The sequence below is a fragment of the Cryptosporangium minutisporangium genome, from assembly GCF_039536245.1.
In the GTDB taxonomy this organism is placed as follows: Bacteria; Actinomycetota; Actinomycetes; order Mycobacteriales; family Cryptosporangiaceae; genus Cryptosporangium; species Cryptosporangium minutisporangium.
Window position 1 is genome coordinate 98,071 of the sequence record NZ_BAAAYN010000019.1, and the last position, 6,326, is coordinate 104,396.

The 6,326-nt window shown below is 73.0% G+C and carries 5 protein-coding genes; 2 read left to right on the top strand and 3 right to left on the bottom strand.

Annotated features, from left to right (window positions below; translation table 11 throughout):
• From ABEB28_RS16115 to ung, 3 genes are all read right to left on the bottom strand, one after another.
• A complete protein-coding gene (locus ABEB28_RS16115; RefSeq protein WP_345728907.1) occupies nucleotides 1-681 on the bottom strand; it encodes a response regulator in 681 nt (226 codons plus the stop codon).
• A complete protein-coding gene (locus ABEB28_RS16120; RefSeq protein WP_345728908.1) occupies nucleotides 681-2,036 on the bottom strand; it encodes a sensor histidine kinase in 1,356 nt (451 codons plus the stop codon). The genes ABEB28_RS16115 and ABEB28_RS16120 overlap by 1 nt, the downstream gene beginning before the upstream one ends.
• Nucleotides 2,037-2,146: 110 nt before the next feature.
• Nucleotides 2,147-2,830, bottom strand: a complete 684-nt coding sequence (gene ung, locus ABEB28_RS16125; RefSeq protein WP_345728909.1) for a uracil-DNA glycosylase — start codon at nucleotides 2,828-2,830, stop codon at nucleotides 2,147-2,149.
• Nucleotides 2,831-2,995: 165 nt separating this feature from the next.
• On the opposite strand from ung, the gene ABEB28_RS16130 reads away from it, so the two are divergent.
• The gene (locus tag ABEB28_RS16130; protein ID WP_345728918.1) at nucleotides 2,996-3,742 is read left to right on the top strand and encodes an ABC transporter ATP-binding protein; all 747 of its coding nucleotides are present in this window, start codon (nucleotides 2,996-2,998) and stop codon (nucleotides 3,740-3,742) included.
• Complete coding sequence (locus tag ABEB28_RS16135; RefSeq protein WP_345728910.1) at nucleotides 3,742-6,180, top strand: FtsX-like permease family protein; 2,439 nt, start codon at nucleotides 3,742-3,744, stop codon at nucleotides 6,178-6,180. The genes ABEB28_RS16130 and ABEB28_RS16135 overlap by 1 nt, the downstream gene beginning before the upstream one ends.
• Nucleotides 6,181-6,326 lie beyond the last annotated feature (146 nt).

Genomic DNA, 6,326 nt, shown 5'->3' on the forward strand with positions numbered 1-6,326 from the left:
TCAGTCGCTACCGCTGCGGCGCAGGTAGGTCACCACCGCTAGTACCCGGCGATGGTCGTCGGCATCGAGCGGCAGGTCGAGTTTGGCCAGGATGTTGCCGATGTGCTTGGTGACCGCCGCCTCGGTGACGACGAGCGCCCTGGCGATCGCGGCGTTCGACCGGCCCTCGGCCATCAGCGCGAGCACCTCGGCCTCCCGGGAAGTCAGCCGGTCGAGCGGGTCGGAGCGTCGGCGCAACAGCTGCCGGATGACCTCCTGGTCGACCACCGTGCCACCGCCCGCCACGCGTGCCACCGCATCGGCGAAGTCGTCGACGTCACCGACCCGGTCCTTGAGCAGGTAGCCGACCCCGGCTCCGTCGGCGGTGTCGAGCAGCTCGGCCGCGTACGTCTGCTCGACGTACTGACTGAGCACCAGCACCGGTAGGTTCGGCCGCCGGGACCGCAGGGTGACCGCGACCCGTAGGCCGTCGTCGGTGTGTGTCGGCGGCATCCGGACATCGGTGACCACCAGGTCGGGATCGGTTCGCTCGACCGCGGCGTCCAGCGCCGGCGCGTCCCCGACCGCGGCGACGACCTCGTGGCCGTACCGGGTGAGCAGCGCGACCAGCCCTTCTCGCAGCAGCACGCTGTCCTCGGCCAGGACGATCCGCAGCACGGCGCTCTTGGACTCCGGGTCCATCAGCAGGGAATCTCCACGCGGAGCAGCGTAGGGCCACCGATCGGGCTGACCAGCGTGAGGACCCCGTCGACCACCGAGACGCGATCGGCGAGCCCCACCAGGCCGGTGCCGCGCCCCGCGTCGGCGCCGCCCACGCCGTCGTCGATCACCTCGACGATCAGCCGGCCGTCGTCGATCCGGCCACGCACGGTGGCCTCGGTCGCCTGGCTGTGCCGGTCGACGTTGGTCAGCGCCTCGGTGACGACGAAGTACGCCGCGGCCTCCACCTCGCGGGGCAGCCGACGTGGCAGCGCGATCTCCACGCTCACCGGCACCGACGCCCGACCGGCCACATCGGCCACCGCCGGCGCCAGGCCGCGGTCGGTGAGGAGTTGCGGGTGCACCCCGCGGATCAGCTCGCGCAGCTCACCGAGGGCCAGCTTCGCCTGCTCGTGTGCGGACGTCACCCGCCGGCCGGCGTCGGAGTCGGGCGGCAGGTCGAGGCGGGCCAGCCCGAGCTCGACGGTGAGCGCGACCAGCCGCTGCTGGGCGCCGTCGTGCAGGTCACGCTCGATGCGGCGCCGCTCGGCCTGGAAGGCGTCCACGAGCCGGGCACGCGAGCGGGTCAGTGCCACGACCCGCTCGCCGGGCTCGACCTCTCGACCGGCGAGCAGGAGGCGGGTGAGCTGCGCCCGGCCGGCCGCCCATGCCGTGATCAGGTAGGCGAACACCACCAGGAGGAGCAGCCCGATCGGGACGAGCGACCAGGCCTCGACCACGGTGTCGACCGACCAGCCGGGACCCATCTGCAGCCCGCTGCCCGAGTCGGGGTCCAGCCAGACGATCAACGGCGCTCCGAGCAGGATTCCGACGAACGAGCCGGCGATCATCAGACCCAGCATGTCGGCGATGCCGAGCACCGCGAGCAGCAGTGTGGCGCCGAACTCGCGCCAGGTCGCCACCTCGCGGTACCGCTGGGTGAACCACGCCCACGGTCCTGGCCGGGTCGGCGGCACGTGCGGGTCGACGACCGGCACGTCGTCGACCAGGCGGAGCCGCCAGCGTTCGATCGGCGCCACGATCAAGCCGGTGAGCGGGATCATCGCCAGGACGACCAACCCGACGAGGAACACCGACAGGACCGCACCGGTCACCGCGATGACGAACAGCGCCATCGCGATCACGAAGCCGAGCACGCTGCCGGACACCACGTAGACCAACGCGCGCCACGGCCAGGACGAGAACAGGAACCGACCCGGCGGGCGGATCAGCGCCTGCCAGGCGGTGCGGGGGCGCTCCCCCCGTCCGCTCACCGGCAGGTTGGGCGACGTCGCCGGTGGGCCGGGCAGGGTCAGGGTGGGCTCGATGCCGGTCATATTGGAGACGGTAGGTGGCGCCCACCGCGGTGTCGGTAGAGCTGGACATACTCCCGACGGTCGAGCGTGCTATTCCGTCTGCCCCACTCCCCTCCGGGAACCCCGCTGCTCTAGGCCGGCAGATCCCACGTGATTTCGGGGAGGCCCGCATCGGCCAGGGCCTTGTTCGTCGCGCTGAACGGACGGCTGCCGAGGAAGCCGCGAGGGTTCATCGGGCTCGGGTGGCCTGCCTCCAGGACGACGTGCGCCGGGTTGGTGACCAGCGCGGCCTTCTTCCGGGCGTAGCTACCCCACAGCAGGTACACCACGCGGTGATCGAGGGCGTTCACCGCGCGGATCGTCGCGTCGGTGAACTCCTCCCACCCCTTGTTGGCGTGCGAGCCCGGCTTGCCGCCACGCACGGTCAGCACCGCGTTGAGCAGCAAGATGCCCTGCTCGCCCCACGGGGTGAGCTCGCCACTGGCGGGCATCGGACTCCCGACGTCGGCGGCCATCTCCTTGAACACGTTGCGCAGCGACGGGGGCACCCGGGTGCCGGCCCGGACGCTGAAGCACAGCCCGTGCGCCTGCCCGGGACCGTGGTACGGGTCTTGCCCGAGCAGCAGCACCCGGACCTGATCGGGCGCGCAGAGCCGGTACGCGGCGAACAGGTCCTCGACCGGCGGGTGGACGGTCTGCTCCGCGTACTCCCGCTCGACGTACTCCCCGAGTGCCGCGACGCGCTCCCGGTCGAGGAACGGCGTCAGCACGGCCTGCCACGGCTCGGGCAACAATCCGATCAGGTCGAGTGGCATCGCGGCTGCTCTCTCTTTCGTCCGGTCCGACTGCGTGCACGCTAGGGCACCGGTACGACAGTTCGTGAACCACCCACTGTGGACCGAGAGGTAGGCCCAGCTCTACCTCGGGGTCTCCACCCTTCCGGCGTGACCGACCGGGTCCGCGGGCGGTTGGCTCAAAGCATGCTCGCCACCGACCAGACCGCCATCGTCGCCGCCGCACTCCACGGCGTCCGGAAGGTCTACCGCACCCGGAGCCAGCGGGTCACCGCGCTCGACGGGGTCACACTCACGTTCCCGACCGGAACCTTCACCGCGGTGATGGGGCCGTCCGGGTCGGGCAAGTCGACGCTGCTGCAGTGCGCGGCGGGCCTCGACTCCCCCACCGAAGGCACCGTGGAGGTCGCCGGAGTCCTCGTCGACAAGCTGAACGAAACCCAGCGCACGCTGCTGCGACGCGACCGGATCGGGTTCGTGTTCCAGTCGTTCAACCTGCTGCCGTCGCTGACCGCCGCGCAGAACGTCGAGCTGCCGCTGCGGCTGGCCCGACGACGCCCCTCCGCTGCCCAGATCGGGGACGCGCTGGCCGCCGTCGGGCTCGCCGAACGCGCCCGGCACCGCCCGACCGAGCTCTCCGGTGGACAGCAGCAGCGGGTCGCGATCGCACGTGCGCTGATCAGCCGCCCCGCCGTGCTCTTCGCCGACGAGCCGACCGGCGCCCTCGACAGCACCACGTCCCGCGAGGTGTTGACGCTGCTCCGCGGCCTGGTCGACCAGGATCGCCAGACGGTCGTGATGGTCACGCACGACCCGATCGCCGCCTCCTACGCCGACCGGGCGGTGTTCCTCGCCGACGGTCGCGTCGTCGGTGAACTCGCCGCACCGACCGCCGACGCGGTGGCGGCCCGCCTCGCCCACCTGGAGTCCTGATGCTCGCACTGGACACGCTGCGGTCGCGCTGGAGCGGGCTGCTCGGCACGATGGTCGCGGTCGCGCTCGGGGCGGCGCTGATCAGCGGTGCCGCGCTGCTTCTCGCCGGCGTGGCCGCGCGGGACGGCGTCCAGACCACGCTCGCCCGGTACGCGGCGGCGTCGATCGTCGTGCAGGGCGCGCGGCAGTCCGACGACCAACTGGCCGAGCAGCCACCGCCGCCGCCCGGCCTGGCTACGCGGCTGGCGTCCGTCCCGGGCGTCGCGGCGGCGATTCCGGACGTGCTGTTCACCGCCCGACTCGATCGAGGGTCGGTCGAGGGGCACGGCTGGTCGAGCGCCCGGTTGGCCGGAGCGTCGCTGGTACGGGGCACTGCGCCCGCCGACGGTGAGGCGGTCGTCGGACGCGAGCTGGGTATCGCCCCGGGCGGCACGCTGCGCCTGCGGACGGCGGACGGCGAGCACCGGCTGCGCGTCTCCGGGCTGCTGGATCGGCCCGGTCTGTACGTCTCCGACCGAGACGCGGCCCGGTGGGGAACGGTTCGCGCCGTCGGGGTCCTGTCCAACGCTCCTGTCGACGAGGTGGCAGCGGCCGTCCGCCGGGTCGGCGGACCATCCGTCGTGGTGCGTACCGGCGACGACCGGGTGCTGGCCGAGCCGAACCCGGACCGGGTGCAACTCGACGACGCGACGTCGCTGCTCGGTGTCTCCGCCGGGCTGGCCGGGTTCGTCGCGATCTTCGTGGTCGCCTCGACGTTCGCGTTCGCCGTTTCGCAGCGCCGTCGCGAGTTCGCGCTGCTCCGGCTGGTCGGTGCGTTCCCCCGGCAGGTGCGGCGGATGGTGTACCTGGAGGCGCTGCTCGTCGGGGGTGCCGCCGCTGCCGCCGGATCGGTGCTCGGCATTCCGCTCGCACACGTGTACGCCTGGAGCTTGCAGCGGGCCGAGCTGGTGCCGTCGTCGTTCGCGCCGCACGCCCGGCTGTGGCCGCTGACGCTCGGGTTCGGGATCGGGCTGGTGGTCGCGCTGATCGGCTCCTGGACCGCCGCCCGCCGCGCCGGACGCGTCCCGCCGGTGGACGCCCTGCGGGACGCCGCGGTGGAGCGTCGCCCGATGACGGTCGGCCGCTGGTTCTTCGGGCTGCTGTTCCTCGCGGGTGCGGTGGCGATGATCGTGGTCGCGGGACAGATCGAGAACGAGGCGGCGATCGCGCTGACGGTCTTCGTCGGCGAGCTGTTCGTCGTGGCGTTCGCACTGCTGGCCCCGGTGCTGCTGCCGCCGGTGATCCGGTTGGTCAGCCTTCCGCTGGCGTCCGCACGGGGCGCCGAGCCGATGCTGGTGCGGCAGGGAGCGCTGACCGCGGTACGCCGGGTGGCGTCGACGGCGGCGCCGGTGCTGGTGACCGTGGGGGTGGCCGGTTCGATGATCGGCGCGATCGCCACCCTGGCCCAGGCCACCGACGCCGATCTGCGGGCCCGCCTGACCGCTGACCACGTCGTGGTGCCGGCCGGCGCCGCGGGCGTGGATGCGGCGGTGCCGGCAGCGATCCAGGCAGCCACACCCGACGCGGTGGTGTCGGCCCCGCTGGCCACCACGGTCTGGGAGGTCACGCCGGTCGATCCGGACGGAGGAGGACGCCTCGGCCACGGGATCACCGGCGACGTGCTCGGGGTGGACCCCGCCACGCTGCGCCGCACGCTGGACGTGGAGGTCGTCTCCGGGTCGCTGGACGACCTGCGCCCCGGCACGATCACGGTGCCGGACTTCTCCGGGCTGGAGGTCGGCTCACCGGTCATCGTGACGTTCGCCGACGGCGCGACCGAGCGGCTGCGGGTGGCCGCGGTCGTGTCCTCGCTCCAGTCGACCAGCGTGCTGGTACCGATCGACACGGTTCGCGCGCACGACCCCGGCGCCCAGGCACCCGCGGTGTACGTCCGGGGCTCGTCCGCCGACGCCGTCCGGGCGGCCGTCGGCGGGCTCGGCGTGGACGTGATCGGTCGGGCCGCCTACGCCGACAGCCGCAGCGCCGAGGCGAACGAGGGCAACCAGCTGGCACTGGTCGCGCTGCTGGGGGTGGCCCTGCTCTACACCGGGCTGGCGATCGTGAACACGCTGCTGATGGCCACGTTCGACCGGCGGCGCGAACTGGCTCTGCTGCGGCTCTCCGGGGCGACCCCTCGCCAGGGCGTCCGGGTGGTGGCCGGTGAGGCGGTGCTGGTCGTGCTGGTCGGCGTCGGGATGGCGGTCGCCGCCACGGTGTTCAGCCTGCTCGGCCTCGCCAATGCGCTCGGTCGCACGGTTGCGGACGCCACGCCGGTGGTGCCGTGGGTGCCGATCGGTGTGTCGACGCTGGTGTGCTTGGTGCTGGCACTCGGCGCGACGGTGCTGCCCGCGCTGACGATGCTCCGCCGCCCCGCCGTCGACCTAGCCGCAGCCCCCTAGCCCGGACGAGCGGCCGCCGCGAGGCCTTTTCGGGAAGACCACCGCACGCCGCGCGCTGAGGCACGCATTCTCGGGAAGAGCGGCCCTCCATGTGCCCGCAGAGGTGGCCTTCCCGGAAAAACTGGCCCGGGGCCCGGCGGCCCGGG

Excerpts from the sequence above, each read along its gene's own strand:
- ABEB28_RS16115 (WP_345728907.1), bottom strand. The coding sequence starts at position 681 with ATGGACCCGGAGTCCAAGAGCGCCGTGCTGCGGATCGTCCTGGCCGAG.
- ABEB28_RS16120 (WP_345728908.1), bottom strand. The coding sequence starts at position 2,036 with ATGACCGGCATCGAGCCCACCCTGACCCTGCCCGGCCCACCGGCGACG.
- ung (WP_345728909.1), bottom strand. The coding sequence starts at position 2,830 with ATGCCACTCGACCTGATCGGATTGTTGCCCGAGCCGTGGCAGGCCGTG.
- ABEB28_RS16130 (WP_345728918.1), top strand. The coding sequence starts at position 2,996 with ATGCTCGCCACCGACCAGACCGCCATCGTCGCCGCCGCACTCCACGGC.
- ABEB28_RS16135 (WP_345728910.1), top strand. The coding sequence starts at position 3,742 with ATGCTCGCACTGGACACGCTGCGGTCGCGCTGGAGCGGGCTGCTCGGC.